Source organism: Bosea sp. 124 (genome assembly GCF_003046175.1).
Classification (GTDB): Bacteria; Pseudomonadota; Alphaproteobacteria; order Rhizobiales; family Beijerinckiaceae; genus Allobosea.
In genome coordinates this window covers 2656803-2673128 of the sequence record NZ_PZZM01000001.1, presented here as the reverse complement: position 1 = coordinate 2673128, position 16326 = coordinate 2656803, and the positions used below count along the sequence as shown (strand labels likewise).

Here is a 16326-nt window from a genome sequence, read left to right as displayed (position 1 = left end):
ATGGGCGCTCGGGTCGACGAGACAAACGCGACGGAGCCCCCTCTCCCCTCGGGGGAGAGGGCTGGGGTGAGGGAAGGCGATACCTCCCGGAGTTTCCGCCTCCCATCCCTCATCCGTCAGCGCTTCGCGCTGCCACCTTCTCCCCCGAAGGGAGAAGGGCTCGTGCGTAGCTTCCCGAAGCTGAAGATCGCCGCCGCGTCCTGCGTCCTGCTCCTCGCGGTCGCCACAGCCGGCCTGTTCCATTACGCCGCAACCCTCCCCCCTCTCGATCTCGCCGTCGCCACCGATCGTTCGACTGTGGTCCTCGACCGCGAGGGCCGGTTGCTGCGGCCCTTCCTCACGGCGGACGGCCGCTGGAAGCTCCAGGTCGGCGTCGACGATGTCGATCCGCGCTATCTCGCCATGCTCAAGGCCTTTGAGGACAAGCGCTTCGACAGCCATTCCGGCATCGACGCGCTCGGCCTCGCCCGTGCTGCCGGCCAGATGCTGCTGAACGGCCGCGTCGTCTCCGGCGGCTCGACGCTGACCATGCAGGTCGCAAGGCTGCTGGAGCCGCGCGAGGAACGCAATGTCGCGGCCAAGCTTCGGCAGGCAGTGCGCGCCATCGAGCTGGAACGCCGCCTGACCAAGCCGCAGATCCTCGATCTCTATCTCACCCTCGCCCCCTTCGGCGGCAATCTCGAAGGCGTCCGTGCCGCGAGCTTCGCTTATTTCGGCAAGGAACCGAAACGGCTCTCGACCGCGGAGGCGGCGCTCCTCGTCGCCCTGCCGCAATCGCCCGAGACGCGCCGGCCGGACCGTTTCGCCGGGGCAGCCCGCAAGGCCCGCGAACGTGTGCTCGCCCGCGTCGAGCAGGCCGGTCTCGCCACGGCTTCCGAGGTCGCAGCAGCGCGTGAGGAGCCGCTGCCGACGGCGCGGAGGCCCTTCCCCCATCTCGCACCCCATGTCGCCGAGCAGGTCGTCGCGGAAGCGCCGGCCGCCCGCAGCCACCGGTTGAGCCTCGACGCGCGTCTCCAGGCCGGTCTCGAAAGCCTCGCCCGCGAGCGCAGCCTCGGTCTTGCGCCTCAGCTCTCGATCGCCATCCTCGCGGTCGACAACGAGACCGGCGAGGTCAGGGCGTCCGTCGGAGGCGTCGATTACTTCGCCACCGAGCGCGCCGGCTCGCTCGACCTGACGCGGGCGCTGCGCTCGCCGGGCTCGGCGCTGAAGCCTTTCATCTATGCGCTCGCCTTCGACAACGGCATCGCCCACCCCGAGACGATGCTGGAGGACCGGCCGGCGCGCTACGGCATCTACATCCCCACGAATTTCGACATGACATTCCAGGGCATGGTCTCGGCTCGCAAGGCGCTTCAGCTCTCGCTCAACGTGCCTGCCGTCGAACTGCTCTCGGCGCTCGGCCCGCAACGTTTCCTGTCGCGCCTGCGCGATGCCGGCGTTTCGGTGGCGATGCCCAAGGAGGGCGGCCCGCCCGGCCTTGCGGTCGGGCTCGGCGGCCTTGGCATCACGCTGCAGGATCTGACCCGGCTCTATGTCGGGCTGGCGCGCGGCGGCGAGGTACCGGAGCTGAGGGTCAGGACGGAAGCGCGGCGCAGCGCTGCCTCGTTGCCTCGCCTCGTCGAACCCGTCGCGGCCTGGTACGTCGCCGACACGCTGCTCGGCGCCCCGCCGCCGCTCAACGCCATGCCCGGCCGGATCGCCTACAAGACGGGCACCTCCTATGGCTACCGCGATGCCTGGGCAGTCGGCTTCGACCGCAAGCACACGATCGGCGTCTGGGTCGGGCGGGCCGACAACGGCGCCGTGCCCGGCCTGGTCGGACGCAGCGTGGCGGCACCGATCCTGTTCGACGCCTTCGCCCGGCTCGGCCTCGATCCGCGCCCCTTCCCGCAGCCGCCCGACAGCATCGTCGCGACCAGCGCGCATCTGCCACCGCCGCTGCGCCATCTGCGCCAGGACGTGCCGAAGACCGTCGCAGCGATGACGACACCGGCGCTCCGGCTCGCCTTCCCGCCCGAAGGCGCGAAGATCGACCTCGCGGCCTCCGCCGCCGACGGTCAGACGCAGCTCAACCTCAAGGTCGCGGGTGGCGCGCCGCCTTATACCTGGCTGGTCGACGGCGCGCCCGTGCTGAGCCCGACGCGGCGGCGCGAGGCAGTCTGGCAGCCCCCGGGCAAGGGCTTCATGCGGATTTCGGTGATCGACGGAACGGGTGCCAGCGAGAGCGTGTCCGTCAGGCTGCAATAAATCGTGGCCCGTCACCCGCCGTCATGGTCGGGCTTGTCCCGACTATCCACGTCTTCGCTGAGCGAGGCCTGTGTTCAAGGCGGGGATGCTTCGCCACAAAGGCGGGCATGACGGCAGAACCGGCGCCCCACCCTACTCCGCCGGATGCGGATGCGCGGCAGGCGCCTCATGCACCACATGGCCGTGCACCGAGCGCTTCGTGCTCGCGAGATAGGAATAGGCGACCGGCACCACATAGAGCGTGAGCAAGGTGCCGAAGCTCATGCCGCCGACGATGACCCAGCCGATCTGCGAGCGGCTCTCGGCGCCGGCGCCATGCGCGAGCGCCAACGGCACGGCGCCGAGCACCATGGCGCCCGTGGTCATCAGGATCGGCCGCAGACGCAGTTCTGCCGCCTCGACCAGCGCGTCGATCATCTCCTTGCCTTCCTCCCGGAGCTGGTTGGTGAATTCCAGGATCAGGATGCCGTGCTTGGTGATCAGGCCGACGAGCGTAATGAGCCCGATCTGGCTGTAGACGTTCATCGTGCCGCCGGTGAAATACAAGGCGGCCAGCGCGCCCGTCAGCGAAAGCGGCACCGAGACCATGATCACGACGGGGTCGATGAAGCTCTCGAACTGCGCCGCGAGCACCAGATAGATGAAGCCGAGCGCTAGCAGGAAGACGATCGCGATCGACGCGCCCGACTGCTTGAACTCGCGGCTCTGGCCGGAATAGTCGATCTGCACCGTCTTCGGCAGTACCCTGGCGGAAGCCTGTTCGAGAACCGCCAGCGCATCGCCCAGCGAATAGCCCGGCGCGGGAACGGCGGTGATCGTTGCCGAACGGAGCTGGTTGAAGCGGATCAACTCCTTCGGCGCGACGGTCTCCTCGATCTGCACGACGCTGGAGAGCTGCACGATCGCGCCGCTGCGTCCCATCAGATAGATCGACTGCAGGGCCTGCGGCGTGTTGCGATCCTCGCCCCCGACCTGGATGACGACATCGTATTGTTCGCCGTTCATGTTGAAGCGGGTGACCTGACGGCCACCGAGCAGCGTCTCCATGGTCCGGCCGATGACGTCGACACCGACACCGAGATCGGCGGCGCGCTGCCGGTCGATCGAGACCTTGATCTGCGGCTTGTCGAGGATGAGGTTCGACTCGACATTGGTCAGCACGGGCGAGCCCGCGATCTCCGCCAGCACGGCGTCGACATACTCCTTGATCTGCGCGTAGGCCTCGGACGAACGCAGCACAAACTCGACCGGCTTGCTGTTGGCACCGCCCTGCCCGAGCGAGGGCGGATTGGTGGCGAACATCCGGATGCCGGGAATCTGCGACAGGTTGCGGTTGATGTCGGCCACCATGGCCTGCTGCTTGATGGACCGCTCCTCCCAGGGTTTCAGCCGCGCGAAGGCAATGGCGCGCGTCACGTCCGGGAAGCCGACAATGACGAGATTGGTCTCGACATCCGGGTATGCCTTGAAGAATGCCTCGGCCCGCCTCGCATATTCGGAGGTGAACGCCATGGTCGCGCCTTCCGGCGCGACGCCGGTGATCGTGAAGCTGCCGCGATCCTCGACCGGCGCGAGTTCGGAGCGCAGATTTGTGAAGAAGTAATAGCTCCCGCCGGCGACGCCGAGCGCGAGGATCACGATCAGCGGACGCACCGAAAGCGCGCCGCGCAACGAAGCGCGATAGCCGCGCGACATCGCGTTGAACCCGCCTTCAAAAAGATTGTAGAGCCAGCCATGCGAGCTTTCGTGCTTGAGCAGCTTGGCGCACATCATCGGCGTCAGGGTGAGCGCGACGAAGCCCGAGACGAGCACGGCTCCGGCGAGTGTAAGCGCGAACTCGATGAACAGCTTGCCCGTGCGGCCGGTCGAGAACGCCATCGGGGCATAGACCGCGACCAGCGTCAGCGTCATCGCGATGACGGCGAAGGCGATCTCGTTGATGCCGCGGATCGCCGCCGCATTCGACTCCATGCCGTCCTCGATATGGCGGTGGACGTTTTCGAGCACCACGATGGCGTCGTCGACGACGAGGCCGATCGCCAGCACCATCGAGAGCAGCGTCAGCGTGTTCACGGTGAAGCCGAGCGCGTACATCAGCGCAAACGAGCCGACGAGCGAGACCGGGATGGTGACGAGCGGAATCAACGTCGCGCGTGCCGAGCGCAGGAAGATGAAGATGATCAGGACGACGAGCAGAACCGCCTCGAGGATCGTGCTGTAGACGGCCTGAATCGAGCGGTCGATGAACACCGAGGTGTCGTAGGATGTCGCGATGGTCATGCCCTCGGGCAGATCCTCGATGATCTCGGGCAGCGCGGCACGGACACCGTTGGAGACGTCGAGCGGATTGGCCGTCGCCTGCTTGACGATGCCGATCGTGACGGACGGATTGCCGGAGAACCAGGCGGCATTGCGCTCGGCCAGCGCGCCGAGCTCCACCCGCGCGATGTCACGCAGCTTGATCGAGAAGCCGTTGACGTCCTTGACGACGATCTGCTGGAACTGCTCCGGCGTCGTCAACCCGGTCTGCGACAACACCGTGAATTCACGGTTGTTGCTCTCGATGCGGCCGGACGGGATCTCGACGTTCTGGGCGCGGACGGCCGCTTCGATCTCCTGGACCGTGATGTTGTAGGCTGACATCCGGGCCCGATCGAGCCAGATGCGCATCGCATAGCGCCGCTCGCCGCGGATCTGCACCTCGGCGACGCCGGTGATGTTCTGCACGCGGTCGGTGATGAAGCGGTCGGCGAAATCGGTCAGTTCGAGCGGATTGTGTCGCGAACTGACCAGCGAGAGGAACAGGATCGGCTGGGCGTCCGCCTCGACCTTGGCGATGATCGGCTCTTCGATCTCGGTCGGCATACGGCCGCGCACGCGGCTGACGCGGTCGCGCACATCGGAGGCTGCAACGTCGGGGTCGACATCCGGCCGGAAGCGCACGGAGATGAAGCTGCGCTCCTGGCGGCTGGTCGAGGAGATGATCTCGATGCCCTCGATGCCGGCGATCGAATTTTCGAGGACCTGGGTGACCTGGGTCTCGATGATCTCGGCGCTGGCGCCGGTATAGTCGGTGCGGACCGAGACGATCGGCTCGTCGATGTTCGGATACTCGCGTACCGTCAGGCGCGTATAGGAGACTGCGCCGATCAGCAGCACGAGCAGGCTCAGCACCGTCGAGAGGACAGGCCGGCGAACGAAGAGGGCAAACAGGCTCATTGCTGCGGGCTCGGCGCGGTGCCGGGCAGAGCGCTCGTCTGCACCGGGGGCTGGGCGTTCTTGATCGAGACGGTCGAGCCGTCGCGCAGACGCATCTGGCCGGAGCTGACGACGATCATCTGCGGCGTCAGTCCCTTCACGATCTCGACCTTGCCGGGCAGACGCTTGCCCAGCTCGACCGAAATGCGCTTCGCCTTGCCGTTGTCGACGATGTAGACGACCTTGCCGACGCCGTCGGGCACGACCGCCGTTTCAGGGATCAGCAGCGCGTTCTCGCGCCGGTCGACGACGATGGTGACGCGGGCGAACAGGCCGGGCTTGAGCACCAGATCGCGATTGGGAACGGTGGCGCGCAGCCTAATCGCGCGGCCGTTGATGTCGACCACCGGGTCGACGGCGAAGATCTTGCCCTGGAAGTCCCGCCCCGGCACCGCGTCGACCTTGAGGCTGATCGTCAGGCCGAGCTTGACCTGGGCCAGGAAGATCTCGGGCACGCGGAAATCGACCTTGATCGGATCGATATTGGTCAGCGTGATCAGTTGCTTGCCGACGGAGACATAGTCGCCGACGCTGACCGAGCGCAGCCCGACCACCCCGCTGAACGGCGCCATGATCGCCGACTGCGCGAGCTTCGCCTGGGAAAGCTGAACCCGCGCCTCGGCCGCCGCGAGCTTCGCACTCGCCTCGTCGAGCGCGACCTGCGTGCCGACGCCGCGCTGGCTCAGCGAACGGTTGCGCTCGAAGGTGTCGCGCGCGAGACCGAGATCGGCCTGCAATTGCTTCAGTTCCGCATCCAGGATCGCGGTGTCCAGCTTGACCAGCAATTGGCCCTTCTCGACACGCTCGCCCTCCTTGAAGCCGAGCGCGATGACGCGGCCGGCGATCTCCGGAGCGATCACCACGGATTCGTCGGCGGCCAGCGTGCCCAGCGCCTCGACCTCCTCATTGACGGTCGCCCGTTCGATCTTGGTGACCTCGACGGGCACGCCGGCGGCGCGCGCGGCAGGAGCCGCCGTCTGCACGGGCGGGGGAGCCGGCTTGAAGTGGCGATAGCCGTAATAGCCTCCGCCAGCCAGGCCGAGGATCACGAGCAGGAAGGCAAACCGCTTCATAGAACTGGACGCTCCGGTGTTGCGTGGGTATCTTAGACTGGACGGTCCAGTTTGATAAGAGGCTCGATGGGCGGCAGTATGACAGGCTCGACCGCGGGGGGAACTTCCGCGACAACCGTTACAGATGCAAGACGCTTGCCGTCCGACAAGGCGCGCCCGGACAAGCATGATGCGATCACGCGGGCCGCCTCCGAGATGTTCCTCGCCGACGGCTTCGACCGGGTCAGCCTCGACCAGATCGCCCAGCGCGCCAGCGTATCGAAGCAGACCATCTACAGCCATTTCGCCGACAAGGAAGCGCTGTTCAAGGCGATCTGCACCGAACTGACTGAGAAACTTACGATTCCGCTGCGCAAATCCGTGGCGGAAGGCGACCTTCGCAGCACCCTGACCCGGCTGGGCGAGGATGCGCTGGCGATGATGCTGCATCCGGCCTCGCTCGACCTCCACCGCCTGGTGATGAGCGCCGCCGCGCGCTTCCCCGAACTCGGCCGCGTCGCCTATGAGGCGGGCGCGATGCGCATGATCGACGACCTTTCGGCTCTCCTGGTGCAGCGTTCACAAATCGGTGATGGCCTCGCGACGCCGCGCGATCCGGATCAGGCCCGCATGCTGGCCGAGCAGTTCATCGGGATGCTGCGCGGATTCCACCAGGTCCGCGGCCTGTTGAACATCGAGCCGGCGACCGCCGCCGGGCGCCGCGCCTATGTCCGGGCCTGCGTCGATCTGCTGCTGCGCGGCGCCTGACATCGCACCCGCCGCCGATGACGTGCCGCAGGTCCGGCTGTCACCGGCCTGTCATCTGCGCTGGCTAGCTGTCTCGCATCACAGAGCATGAACCCGAAGGCGGCGAGCTGCGTTCGGGCCAGTGTCATGCTCGTCCCGCAAGCGAGAACGCCGTCATGCTGCGCATCGAAGGCCTGACCAAGCGCTTCGGCGGCAAAGCCGCCGTCGACGACGTCACGCTCTCCATTCCCAGGGGCGAGATGGTCGGCATCATCGGCCGGTCCGGAGCCGGCAAATCGACGCTTCTGCGGATGCTCAACCGCCTGACCGATCCGAGCGAGGGCCGCATCGTCTCCGGCGACCGCGACGTCACCGCCCTGAAGGGCGCGGCCCTGCGTGGCTGGCGTCGCGATACGGCAATGATCTTCCAGCAGTTCAACCTCGTCGGCCGACTCGACGTCCTGACCAATGTCCTGCTCGGCCGGCTCAATCATCGCTCCACCGCGCTGACACTGGTCAAGAGCTTCTCCCGCGATGACAAGATCCGCGCCATCGCCGCGCTCGAGCGGCTCGACATGGGCCATCTCCTGGCCCAGCGCGCCGAGACCCTGTCAGGCGGCCAGCAGCAGCGCGTCGCCATCGCACGCGCTCTGGTGCAGGAGCCGACGGTCATCCTCGCCGACGAGCCCATCGCCTCGCTCGACCCGCGCAACACCCAGGTCGTGATGGACGCGCTTTTCCGGATCAACCGCGAGGACGGCATCACCGTCGTCTCGAACCTGCATCACCTCGATATCGCGTCGAAATACTGCGACCGGCTGATCGGCATGGCTGCCGGCAAGGTCGTCTTCGACGGCCCGCCCCACCAGCTCACCAGCGAGGTCGCGGCGAAGCTCTACGGCATCGAGGCCAAGGATGCCGGCGCCGAGGCGCTCGATCAGCTCGACGCCATCGCCAGCGAAGAAGCCCAGCGCGCCAAGCGAAACGTCGCCTGAGCGCGCGGCTCCGACCCTTTCACCTTCGCCGAAGCCTGAAGATCACCATCATTACCGACTGTAACAGGAGCAAACCATGCTGACCCGTCGTCATACCTTCACGCTCGCGGCTGCCGGCCTCGCCGCCTCGCTCGCCGCCCCCGCCTTCGCTCAGGACTGGAAGGCGAAATATCCCGAGATCGTCTTCGCGATCATCCCCGCCGAGAACGCTTCGGGCGTCGTCGAGCGCTACACCCCCTTCGTGAACTACCTCGCCAAGGAGCTCGGCACCAAGGTCACGCTGCGCATCGCCAGCGACTATGCCGCCCTGATCGAGGGCCAGCGCGCCGGCAACATCCATATCGGCATGTACGGCCCCTCCTCCTTCGCCCGCGCGCTGATGACCGGCGCCAAGATCGACGCCTTCGCCATCGAGACCAACCTCGACGGCACCAAGGGCTACTACTCCGTCTTCTATGTGAAGAAGGACTCGCCCTATCAGAAGATCGAGGACCTGAAGGGCAAGAACCTCGGCCTCGTCGATCCCAACTCGACCTCGGGCAACAACGTCCCGCGCTTTGCGCTCGACGGCATGAAGATCGAACCCGAGACCTATTTCGGCAAGGTCGTCTACACGGGCAGCCATGAGAACGCGGTCATCGCGCTCGGCCAGGGCACCGTCGACGTCGCCGCCAACTGGTGGAACGACGAGCAGGAATCCAACCTCCTGCGCATGGCCCGCAAGAACATGGTCAAGGCCGAGGATTTCCGGATCATCTACAAGTCCGAGCAGATCGTGAACTCGCCGATGGCCTATCTCAACGACATGCCGGTCGAACTCAAGACGAAGATCCGCGACGCCGTCCTGAACCTGAACACCAAGGACAAGGTCGCCTTCGACAAGATCTACGAAGGCAAGCAGGGCCCGCTCGTCGCCGTCGACAACAAGGCCTACGACCCGATCATCGAGCTGAACAAGTTCGTCGACGCGCTTCGCAAGAAGAAGTCCTCGTAAGACGCCATCACGTCATGCTCGGGCTTGATCCGAGCATCTCTCCCAAGAGCTTCTCGGGTCCGCGCCAGGCGCGGCCCGAGAATGACGCTTCCTCCTGCGACGGACCGCGTCCATGACCCTCGCGATCGACCGCGACGACCCAGCCATTCGCGCCCATGCCGCGGCCTATGCCGGCGCCATGGCGGCCAAGCGTCGTCACGCGCTGCTCGGCGCCGCCGTCTTCGCAGCCCTGGTCTGGCTCGCGGCGCTGGGCTCCGAGGTCGATCCCGGCAAGTTTGTCGAGAACGCCTGGCGCTTCCCGAAATACATCCTCGAGACCGTGCCGGTGCTGCGCTGGAACAGCCTTGGCGCCGACATCGCCGAATGGTTCTGGGGCTGGAAGGGCTGGCTCAAACTGCTCTGGCAGACCATCCTGATCGCCTATACCGGCACGATCCTGGGCACGATCGGTGGCTTCCTGCTCTGCTTCGTCGCGGCCGCCAATCTCGGCAAGTCCGGCTGGCTTCGCTTCGCGACCCGCCGCTTTCTCGAATTCTGCCGCACCGTGCCCGAGATCGTCTTCGCACTGATCTTCGTCATCGCCTTCGGGCTGGGGCCACTGCCGGGCGTGCTCGCCATCGCGATCCACACCATGGGCGCGATGGGCAAGCTGTACTCCGAAGTCGTCGAGAACATCGACATGAAGCCGGTCGACGGCCTGACCGCGACAGGTGCGGGCTGGTGGCAAACCATCCGCTTCGCGGTGGTGCCGCAGGTGCTCTCCAACTTCGCCAGCTATTCGCTGCTGCGCTTCGAGATCAATGTGCGGGGCGCCTCGATCATGGGCTTCGTCGGCGCCGGCGGCATTGGCCAGGACCTGATCGAGGCGATCCGCAAATTCTACTTCACCGATGTCAGCGCGATCCTTCTGCTCATCATCGCCGCCGTGATGCTGATCGACTACGGCACCGAGCGGCTGCGTCATTCCCTCCTCAGCCTGGAGCACGGCAAGTGAGCCTCGCCCTCTCCCCCGCCGAGCAGGCCGCGCTCGTCGCGCGCCGCCAGGCCGCCATCGACGGCTCGCTGAAGACGAAGCTGACCACGGTCGCCGTCGTCGCGGCCATGGTCGGGCTTTTCGCCTATGGCGTCAGCACCTTCGAGGTCACGCTCTGGCGCATCCTGTCGGGCTTCGCCAATCTCGGCACCTTCGTCGTGCTGATGCTGCCGCCCGATCCCGGCTCCTTCGCCCGCGCCATCATCTTCGTGAAGGCGCTGTTCGAGACCATCGCGATCGCCTTCCTCGGCACGATCCTCGCCGCGATCCTCGCCTTCCCGCTCGGCTTCATCGCGGCACGCAACGTCGTTGCCAACAAGATCGTGCATTTCCTCGCACGACGCTCGCTCGACACGGTGCGCGGCGTCGATGCGCTGATCTGGGCGCTGATCTGGATCAATGTCGTGGGACTCGGCCCCTTCGCCGGCATGCTCGCCATCATGACCAGCGACGTCGGCGCCTTCGGCAAACTCTACTCGGAAGCGATCGAATCCGCCGACCGCAAGCCGGTCGAGGGCGTGACCTCGCTCGGCGGCGGCAAGCTGCACGAGATCCGCTTCGGCCTGATCCCGCAGGTGCTGCCGGTGATCGCGAGCCAGGTGCTCTACTACATCGAGTCGAACACCCGCTCCTCGACCATCATCGGCATCGTCGGCGCCGGTGGCATCGGTCTCTATCTGGCTGAGACCATCCGCACGCTCGAATGGCAGCAGGTCTCCTTCCTGATCCTGCTGATCCTCGCCGCCGTCACCGCGATCGACTTCCTCTCCGCGAAGCTGCGCTTCGCGATCATCGGCCAGCGCGCGGTGTGAGCGGCGGCGAGCTGGAAAGCTCTGGACACCGCCTTCGGCCGGCGAGAAGCTACGCGTCTGGCATCGGACCCGGAGGCCGCCCGTGAAACAGACTATTGCTCTTGCCGTCGCCGTGACCTTCAGCGCTTGCATGCTGCTCTCGGCACCCGCATGGGCAAAGCGCGAGGCGAGCGATCCGCGCCGCCAATGCCGGGAGGCGATCCAGAAGGCGAACGGTCTCGGCAAGGACGCCAAGGTTTCGCGCAAGGATCTCGATCGCTGCGTCGCGAACGGCGGCAGGCCCTGAGCGCCTGGCTCACTCCGCGAAGGGCTCGACCACCATCTCCATGCGCTCGCCGGCAAAGACGCTGCTGACGAGGTGGATCGGCGTCAGATCCGGCAGGGCATCGACGGCGACCGACACCATCACCGGCGCGCCCGGATCGATCTTGAGCAGCACCGCCTCGCGCTCGCTGGCGAGGCGCGCCGTCAGCCGCGTCGACAACCGGACATAGTCGCCGATGCCATAGGCCTTTAGCGCGGCCGTCATGGAGCCTTCCGCCGAGCGATAAGCTTCATCGAAGCCGGGAAAGCGCGCAACCGAGAGCCAATGCGTGCCCGTGCCCATCGGCACCCCGTCGGCGAGGCTCAGGCCTTCGAGGCGCCAAAGCGCCGCGCCAGGCTCGAGACCCAAAATCTTGCAGGTCTCGGCCTCGCCCTCGAGCACTTCCCCGCTCAGCACTGCGCTCGATCCGACAATGCCGATCCGGCCGAGATTGGCACGCATGCTGACGCGCCGGCCAAGCGGATAGGGCACGCGTCGCGCGCTGACCTGCGTGCCGCGCCCGCGCGAGACTGTGACCAGCCCCTGCTCCGCCAGATGCCGGAAGGCCTGCCGCACCGTGTGGCGATGCACGCCATAGCGTTCGGCCAGCGCGGTCGCGGCTGGCAAGGTGTCGCCCGCCGCGTACTCGCCCTTGCCGATCGAGCCGGCGAGTTCGTCCGCGATCCGGCGCCAGGCCGTGCCTGCGTCCGCCGTACCTGCATCCATGCCCGCATCCGCCGCGGCGAGATCGCCGCCATCAGTCACCAAAGCGTCATGCAAAATGTATAGACCTTTCCTCGCAACCACCCTATCATAGTCTAGACATTATCGGACGACCAGACGGCGGATGACGATGACGGCAAGAACCGCGGAGAAGACCCCACGTCAGCGCTGGATGGCGATCCTCGCCCGCGCCTCGCGGGCCGAGATCGCCGCCCTCGTCGGCCCCGACATTCCCCGGCATGACGTCCTCAAGGCGCCCGAGACCGGGACCGTCATGGTCGAGGGCCGCGCCGGCGGTGCCGGCCGCCGCTTCAATCTCGGTGAAGCGACCGTAACGCGCTGCATCGTCAGGCTCGACGACGGTGCGATGGGCTTTTCCTATGCGCTCGGCCGCGATGCCCGCAAGGCGCGCCTCGCCGCGATCCTCGACGCCCGGCTGCAGGCGAACGCTCCGGGCAGTGCGCTGCATCGTGCCGTCGACGACCTCGCGACCCTTCAGGACGCGGCCCGTGCCCTCGCCTCGCGCAAGGCGGCCGCAACCAAGGTCGATTTCTTCACTCTGGTCAGGGGCGCCTGATGACGACGGATACGCTGATCGGCCCGGGCTTTTCCGACCCGGTCTTCCAGTCGCAAGGCGCCTTCCGCGCGCTGCTGGCCGCTTTGGCCGAGCCCGGCACGCAGCAGGTCGTTGCCGACTGCCCCGCGCCGCCCGCCGGCCTGCAGGCCGCGACCGCGACCGCCCTTCTGACGCTCGCCGACTACGAGACGCCGATCTGGCTGCCGGAAGCGCTGCGCGACGGCCCGGCCGGCGCCTGGCTGCGCTTCCATTGCGGGGCGGCGCTGGTGACCGACGCCGGCAAGGCCGCCTTCGCCGTGATCGACGCTCTGTCCCCGGAACCTGCGCTCGCGGCCTTCGACGCCGGCAACGACCAGTTCCCCGACCGCTCCGCGACGCTCATCGTGCAGTGCGCGGCGCTCGAGGGCGGTCAGACCGTGACGTTGACCGGCCCGGGCATCGCCGGATCGCGCCGGATCGCGCCCTCCGGCCTTCGCGGCGGCTTCTGGGCCGAGGTCGTGGCCAACAACGCCGGCTATCCGCTCGGCATCGATCTCCTGCTCAGCCACGCGGACGCCGTCATCGGCCTGCCGCGCTCGACGCAAATCGCGGAGACCTTCTGATGTATGTCGCGGTCAAGGGCGGCGAGGCCGCAATCCTCGCCACGCATGATCTCGTCGCCGAGGCCCGGCGTGGCAATGAGGCGGTGCCCGAAATCTCGGTCGCGCAGATCCGCGAGCAGCAGGGCCTGGCCTGCGCCCGCGTCATGAACGAGGGCTCGCTCTATGATCCCGATCTCGCGGCGCTGGCGCTGAAGCAGGCGCAGGGCGACGTCATCGAGGGCGCCTTCCTGATGCGGGCCTATCGCACGACCTTGCCGCGCTTCGGCTCGTCGGAGCCGGTCGATACGGCCAGGATGGCGATCCGCCGCCGCGTCTCCGCGACCTATAAGGACCTGCCCGGCGGCCAGGTGCTCGGGCCGACCTACGATTACACGCACCGGCTCTTCGATTTCGCGCTGATGGACGACGGCAACGTCATGCTCGGGCTTGGCCCAACCATCTCGGCACGCGAGGACGCGGGAGCCTCCGCGTCAGGAGACGCTCGGGTCAAGCCCGAGCATGACGTTCGCCCCCTCGACTCCCACATGCCGCGCGTGCCCGACATCCTCGGCGCCGAAGGCCTGATGGAGCCGGAGGTGCCGCCCGAGGGCGATGCCCGCCCCTTCGACCTGACCCGCGAGCCCATCTCGTTTCCAGCCGACCGCGACGTCCGCCTGCAAGCGATGGCGCGCGGCGACGAGGGCTTCCTGCTCGGGCTCGGCTATTCGGTCCAGCGCGGCTTCGGCAACAGCCATCCCTTCGTCGGCGAGATCCGGGTCGGCGAGGTCGCGGTCGAGTTCGTCCCCGAGGAACTCGGCTTTGCGGTCGATCTTGGCGAGATCACCCTGACCGAGTGCCAGATGGTCAACCAGTTCGCCGGTTCGAAGGATGTCCCGCCGCAATTCACCCGCGGCTACGGCCTTTCCTTCGGCCATAGCGAGCGCAAGGCGATGTCGATGTCGCTGGTCGACCGGGCGCTCAAATGCCGCGAGTTCGGCGAGGCCGCGACCTATCCCGCGCAGCAGGACGAGTTCGTGCTCTACCACTCCGACAATGTCGAGGCGGCGGGCTTCGTCGAACATCTCAAGCTGCCGCACTATGTCGATTTCCAGGGCGAACTCGAATTGATCCGCCGCATCCGCCGCGAGCGCGAGGAGCGCCTCGCCCGCGAGAACGAAGCCCTGCCGGAGGCCGCGGAATGACCGTCCATCAGACCCCGCCGGGCAACGAGGCCAGTTCCATCGACAACACACGCCCGACCTACAACTATGCCTATCTCGACGAGCAGACCAAGCGGATGATCCGCCGTGCCCTGCTCAAGGCCGTGGCGGTACCGGGTTATCAGGTGCCGTTCGGCTCGCGTGAAATGCCGCTCGCCCGCGGCTGGGGCACCGGCGGCATCCAGGTCACGGCCGCGATCATCGGTCCGGCCGACACGCTCAAGGTGATCGACCAGGGCGCCGACGACACCACCAACGCTGTCTCGATCCGCCGCTTCTTCGAGAAGACGGCGCAGGCCCGCACCACCGAGGCGACGGATGAGGCCACGATCATCCAGACCCGCCACCGCATCCCGGAGGCGCCGCTCACGGCCGGCCAGATCATGGTTTATCAGGTGCCGACGCCAGAGCCGCTGCGCCGTCTGGAGCCGCGCGAGGTCGAGACCCGCAAGATGCACGCCTGGGCCGAATACGGGCTGATGCAGGTCAAGCTCTACGAGGACATCGCCCGCTATGGCGAGATCACCAAGACCTATGACTATCCGGTCATGGTCAACGACCGCTACGTGATGGCGCCCTCGCCGATCCCGAAATTCGACAACCCGAAGATGCACATGTCGCCGGCACTTCAACTCTTCGGAGCCGGCCGCGAAAAGCGCATCTATGCCCTGCCGCCGCATACGAGCGTCCGCAGTCTCGATTTCGAGGACCATCCGTTCCGCATCCAGAGCTGGGCCGAGCCCTGCGCGCTCTGCGCCGCGATCGATTCCTATCTCGACGAGGTCGTGATCGACGACGAGGGCTCTCGCATGTTCGTCTGCTCCGATAGCCATCATTGCGAAACGCGCCGCGAGGCCGGCCATCGCGGCGCGATGCTGGGGGATGCCGCCGCGAACGGATTGGTCGGGGAGAGTAAATCATGACCCTCCACGTCACGCCTCTCGATCCCGCCCCGCTGCTCTCGGTCGCCGGTGTCTCGCGCTTCTATGGCGAGCGCATCGGCTGCAAGGGCGTCTCCTTCGACCTCTGGCCGGGCGAGGTTCTCGGCATCGTCGGCGAATCCGGCTCCGGTAAGTCGACCCTGCTGCGCTGCCTGGCCGGCATCGACAGGCCGGACGAGGGCGAGGTGCTGTTTCGGGGCGGGCCTGCGCCGCTCGACATCTACTCCGTGCCCGAGCAGGAGCGCCGCCGGCTGATGCGCACCGCCTGGGGCATCGTCCACCAGAACCCGCGCGACGGCTTGCGCATGGACGTCACCGCCGGCGGCAATGTCGGCGAACGGCTGATGGATCGCGGCGACCGGCATTACGGCCGTATTCGCGAGCGCGCGCTCGACTGGCTCTCCCGAGTCGAGATCGCAGGCTCTCGTATCGACGACCGCCCGCGCCAGTTCTCCGGCGGCATGCAGCAGCGCCTCCAGATCGCCCGTGTGCTGGTCTCTGAGCCCCGCCTCGTCTTCATGGACGAACCGACCGGCGGGCTCGACGTCTCCGTGCAGGCCCGCCTCCTCGATCTGCTACGCGTTCTCGTGCGCGATCTCGGCCTCGCCGCGATCATCGTCACCCACGACCTCGCCGTCGCGCGGCTCCTGACGGACCGGCTGATGGTGATGAAGGATGGCCATGTCGTCGAGCAGGGCCTGACCGACCAGGTCCTCGACGACCCCCACCACGCCTACACCCAGCTCCTGACCTCGGCGGTACTCAGCGTATGAGCGGTTTCGTCCAGCCTCAGTGGTCGGGCTTCTCCCGGCTATCCTCGGCCGAGGCGGAAGCAGCGCAGC

15 protein-coding genes are annotated in these 16326 nt (G+C 67.0%); 12 read left to right on the top strand and 3 right to left on the bottom strand.

Annotation, left to right across the window (positions count from 1 at the left end; translation table 11 throughout):
• A complete protein-coding gene (gene pbpC / locus C8D03_RS12680; RefSeq protein WP_108046585.1) occupies nucleotides 1-2247 on the top strand; it encodes a penicillin-binding protein 1C in 2247 nt (748 codons plus the stop codon).
• Nucleotides 2248-2379: 132 nt separating this feature from the next.
• Here pbpC and C8D03_RS12675 read toward each other — a convergent pair whose 3' ends face one another.
• Together C8D03_RS12675 and C8D03_RS12670 are read right to left on the bottom strand one after the other, a co-directional pair.
• On the bottom strand, nucleotides 2380-5466 hold the full coding sequence (locus C8D03_RS12675) for an efflux RND transporter permease subunit (protein ID WP_108046584.1): 3087 nt from the start codon (nucleotides 5464-5466) through the stop codon (nucleotides 2380-2382).
• Nucleotides 5463-6578, bottom strand: a complete 1116-nt coding sequence (locus C8D03_RS12670) for an efflux RND transporter periplasmic adaptor subunit (RefSeq protein ID WP_181300948.1) — start codon at nucleotides 6576-6578, stop codon at nucleotides 5463-5465. The genes C8D03_RS12675 and C8D03_RS12670 overlap by 4 nt, the downstream gene beginning before the upstream one ends.
• A gap of 135 nt (nucleotides 6579-6713) precedes the next feature.
• Here C8D03_RS12670 and C8D03_RS26150 point away from each other — a divergent pair, with 135 nt between their 5' ends.
• The 6 genes from C8D03_RS26150 to C8D03_RS26145 all read left to right on the top strand — a co-directional run bounded on the left by C8D03_RS26150 (nucleotide 6714) and on the right by C8D03_RS26145 (nucleotide 11424).
• On the top strand, nucleotides 6714-7325 hold the full coding sequence (locus tag C8D03_RS26150) for a TetR/AcrR family transcriptional regulator (RefSeq protein WP_181300946.1): 612 nt from the start codon (nucleotides 6714-6716) through the stop codon (nucleotides 7323-7325).
• A gap of 155 nt (nucleotides 7326-7480) precedes the next feature.
• The gene (gene phnC, locus C8D03_RS12660; RefSeq protein WP_108046582.1) at nucleotides 7481-8299 is read left to right on the top strand and encodes a phosphonate ABC transporter ATP-binding protein; all 819 of its coding nucleotides are present in this window, start codon (nucleotides 7481-7483) and stop codon (nucleotides 8297-8299) included.
• A gap of 76 nt (nucleotides 8300-8375) precedes the next feature.
• Nucleotides 8376-9293 carry a phosphonate ABC transporter substrate-binding protein gene (phnD, locus tag C8D03_RS12655; RefSeq protein ID WP_108046581.1) on the top strand — a complete coding sequence of 306 codons (918 nt, stop codon included), beginning with the start codon at nucleotides 8376-8378 and terminating at the stop codon, nucleotides 9291-9293.
• Between the two features lie 112 nt (nucleotides 9294-9405).
• Nucleotides 9406-10287: a phosphonate ABC transporter, permease protein PhnE gene (gene phnE / locus C8D03_RS12650; protein WP_108046580.1), complete on the top strand. Its 882-nt coding sequence runs from the start codon at nucleotides 9406-9408 to the stop codon at nucleotides 10285-10287.
• Nucleotides 10284-11138, top strand: a complete 855-nt coding sequence (gene phnE, locus C8D03_RS12645; protein ID WP_465246442.1) for a phosphonate ABC transporter, permease protein PhnE — start codon at nucleotides 10284-10286, stop codon at nucleotides 11136-11138. Before phnE (C8D03_RS12650) ends, phnE (C8D03_RS12645) begins: the two co-directional genes overlap by 4 nt.
• An 82-nt stretch (nucleotides 11139-11220) precedes the next feature.
• Nucleotides 11221-11424 carry a hypothetical protein gene (locus C8D03_RS26145; RefSeq protein WP_146170164.1) on the top strand — a complete coding sequence of 68 codons (204 nt, stop codon included), beginning with the start codon at nucleotides 11221-11223 and terminating at the stop codon, nucleotides 11422-11424.
• A gap of 9 nt (nucleotides 11425-11433) precedes the next feature.
• Here C8D03_RS26145 and phnF read toward each other — a convergent pair whose 3' ends face one another.
• A complete protein-coding gene (phnF, locus tag C8D03_RS12640; protein WP_146170163.1) occupies nucleotides 11434-12168 on the bottom strand; it encodes a phosphonate metabolism transcriptional regulator PhnF in 735 nt (244 codons plus the stop codon).
• A 127-nt stretch (nucleotides 12169-12295) separates the two neighbouring features.
• On the opposite strand from phnF, the gene phnG reads away from it, so the two are divergent.
• The 5 genes from phnG to phnK are packed head-to-tail and all read left to right on the top strand — an operon-like array spanning nucleotide 12296 to nucleotide 16257.
• Nucleotides 12296-12742 carry a phosphonate C-P lyase system protein PhnG gene (phnG, locus tag C8D03_RS12635; RefSeq protein ID WP_181300944.1) on the top strand — a complete coding sequence of 149 codons (447 nt, stop codon included), beginning with the start codon at nucleotides 12296-12298 and terminating at the stop codon, nucleotides 12740-12742.
• Nucleotides 12742-13344 (top strand): phosphonate C-P lyase system protein PhnH, encoded by a 603-nt coding sequence (gene phnH, locus C8D03_RS12630; RefSeq protein ID WP_108046578.1) that lies wholly within the window; start codon nucleotides 12742-12744, stop codon nucleotides 13342-13344. Before phnG ends, phnH begins: the two co-directional genes overlap by 1 nt.
• Nucleotides 13344-14525, top strand: a complete 1182-nt coding sequence (locus C8D03_RS12625) for a carbon-phosphorus lyase complex subunit (protein ID WP_108046577.1) — start codon at nucleotides 13344-13346, stop codon at nucleotides 14523-14525. The genes phnH and C8D03_RS12625 overlap by 1 nt, the downstream gene beginning before the upstream one ends.
• Nucleotides 14522-15466, top strand: coding sequence for an alpha-D-ribose 1-methylphosphonate 5-phosphate C-P-lyase PhnJ (locus C8D03_RS12620; protein WP_108046576.1), 945 nt, complete (start codon nucleotides 14522-14524; stop codon nucleotides 15464-15466). Before C8D03_RS12625 ends, C8D03_RS12620 begins: the two co-directional genes overlap by 4 nt.
• Nucleotides 15463-16257, top strand: coding sequence for a phosphonate C-P lyase system protein PhnK (phnK, locus tag C8D03_RS12615; protein WP_108046575.1), 795 nt, complete (start codon nucleotides 15463-15465; stop codon nucleotides 16255-16257). Before C8D03_RS12620 ends, phnK begins: the two co-directional genes overlap by 4 nt.
• The last annotated feature ends 69 nt before the right edge of the window (nucleotides 16258-16326 follow it).

What these genes read in the sequence shown, in the direction of transcription:
- pbpC (WP_108046585.1), top strand. Translation starts at nt 1, where the DNA reads ATGGGCGCTCGGGTCGACGAGACAAACGCGACGGAGCCCCCTCTCCCC.
- C8D03_RS12675 (WP_108046584.1), bottom strand. Translation starts at nt 5,466, where the DNA reads ATGAGCCTGTTTGCCCTCTTCGTTCGCCGGCCTGTCCTCTCGACGGTG.
- C8D03_RS12670 (WP_181300948.1), bottom strand. Translation starts at nt 6,578, where the DNA reads ATGAAGCGGTTTGCCTTCCTGCTCGTGATCCTCGGCCTGGCTGGCGGA.
- phnC (WP_108046582.1), top strand. Translation starts at nt 7,481, where the DNA reads ATGCTGCGCATCGAAGGCCTGACCAAGCGCTTCGGCGGCAAAGCCGCC.
- phnD (WP_108046581.1), top strand. Translation starts at nt 8,376, where the DNA reads ATGCTGACCCGTCGTCATACCTTCACGCTCGCGGCTGCCGGCCTCGCC.
- phnE (WP_108046580.1), top strand. Translation starts at nt 9,406, where the DNA reads ATGACCCTCGCGATCGACCGCGACGACCCAGCCATTCGCGCCCATGCC.
- phnF (WP_146170163.1), bottom strand. Translation starts at nt 12,168, where the DNA reads ATGGATGCAGGTACGGCGGACGCAGGCACGGCCTGGCGCCGGATCGCG.
- phnG (WP_181300944.1), top strand. Translation starts at nt 12,296, where the DNA reads ATGACGGCAAGAACCGCGGAGAAGACCCCACGTCAGCGCTGGATGGCG.
- phnH (WP_108046578.1), top strand. Translation starts at nt 12,742, where the DNA reads ATGACGACGGATACGCTGATCGGCCCGGGCTTTTCCGACCCGGTCTTC.
- C8D03_RS12625 (WP_108046577.1), top strand. Translation starts at nt 13,344, where the DNA reads ATGTATGTCGCGGTCAAGGGCGGCGAGGCCGCAATCCTCGCCACGCAT.
- C8D03_RS12620 (WP_108046576.1), top strand. Translation starts at nt 14,522, where the DNA reads ATGACCGTCCATCAGACCCCGCCGGGCAACGAGGCCAGTTCCATCGAC.
- phnK (WP_108046575.1), top strand. Translation starts at nt 15,463, where the DNA reads ATGACCCTCCACGTCACGCCTCTCGATCCCGCCCCGCTGCTCTCGGTC.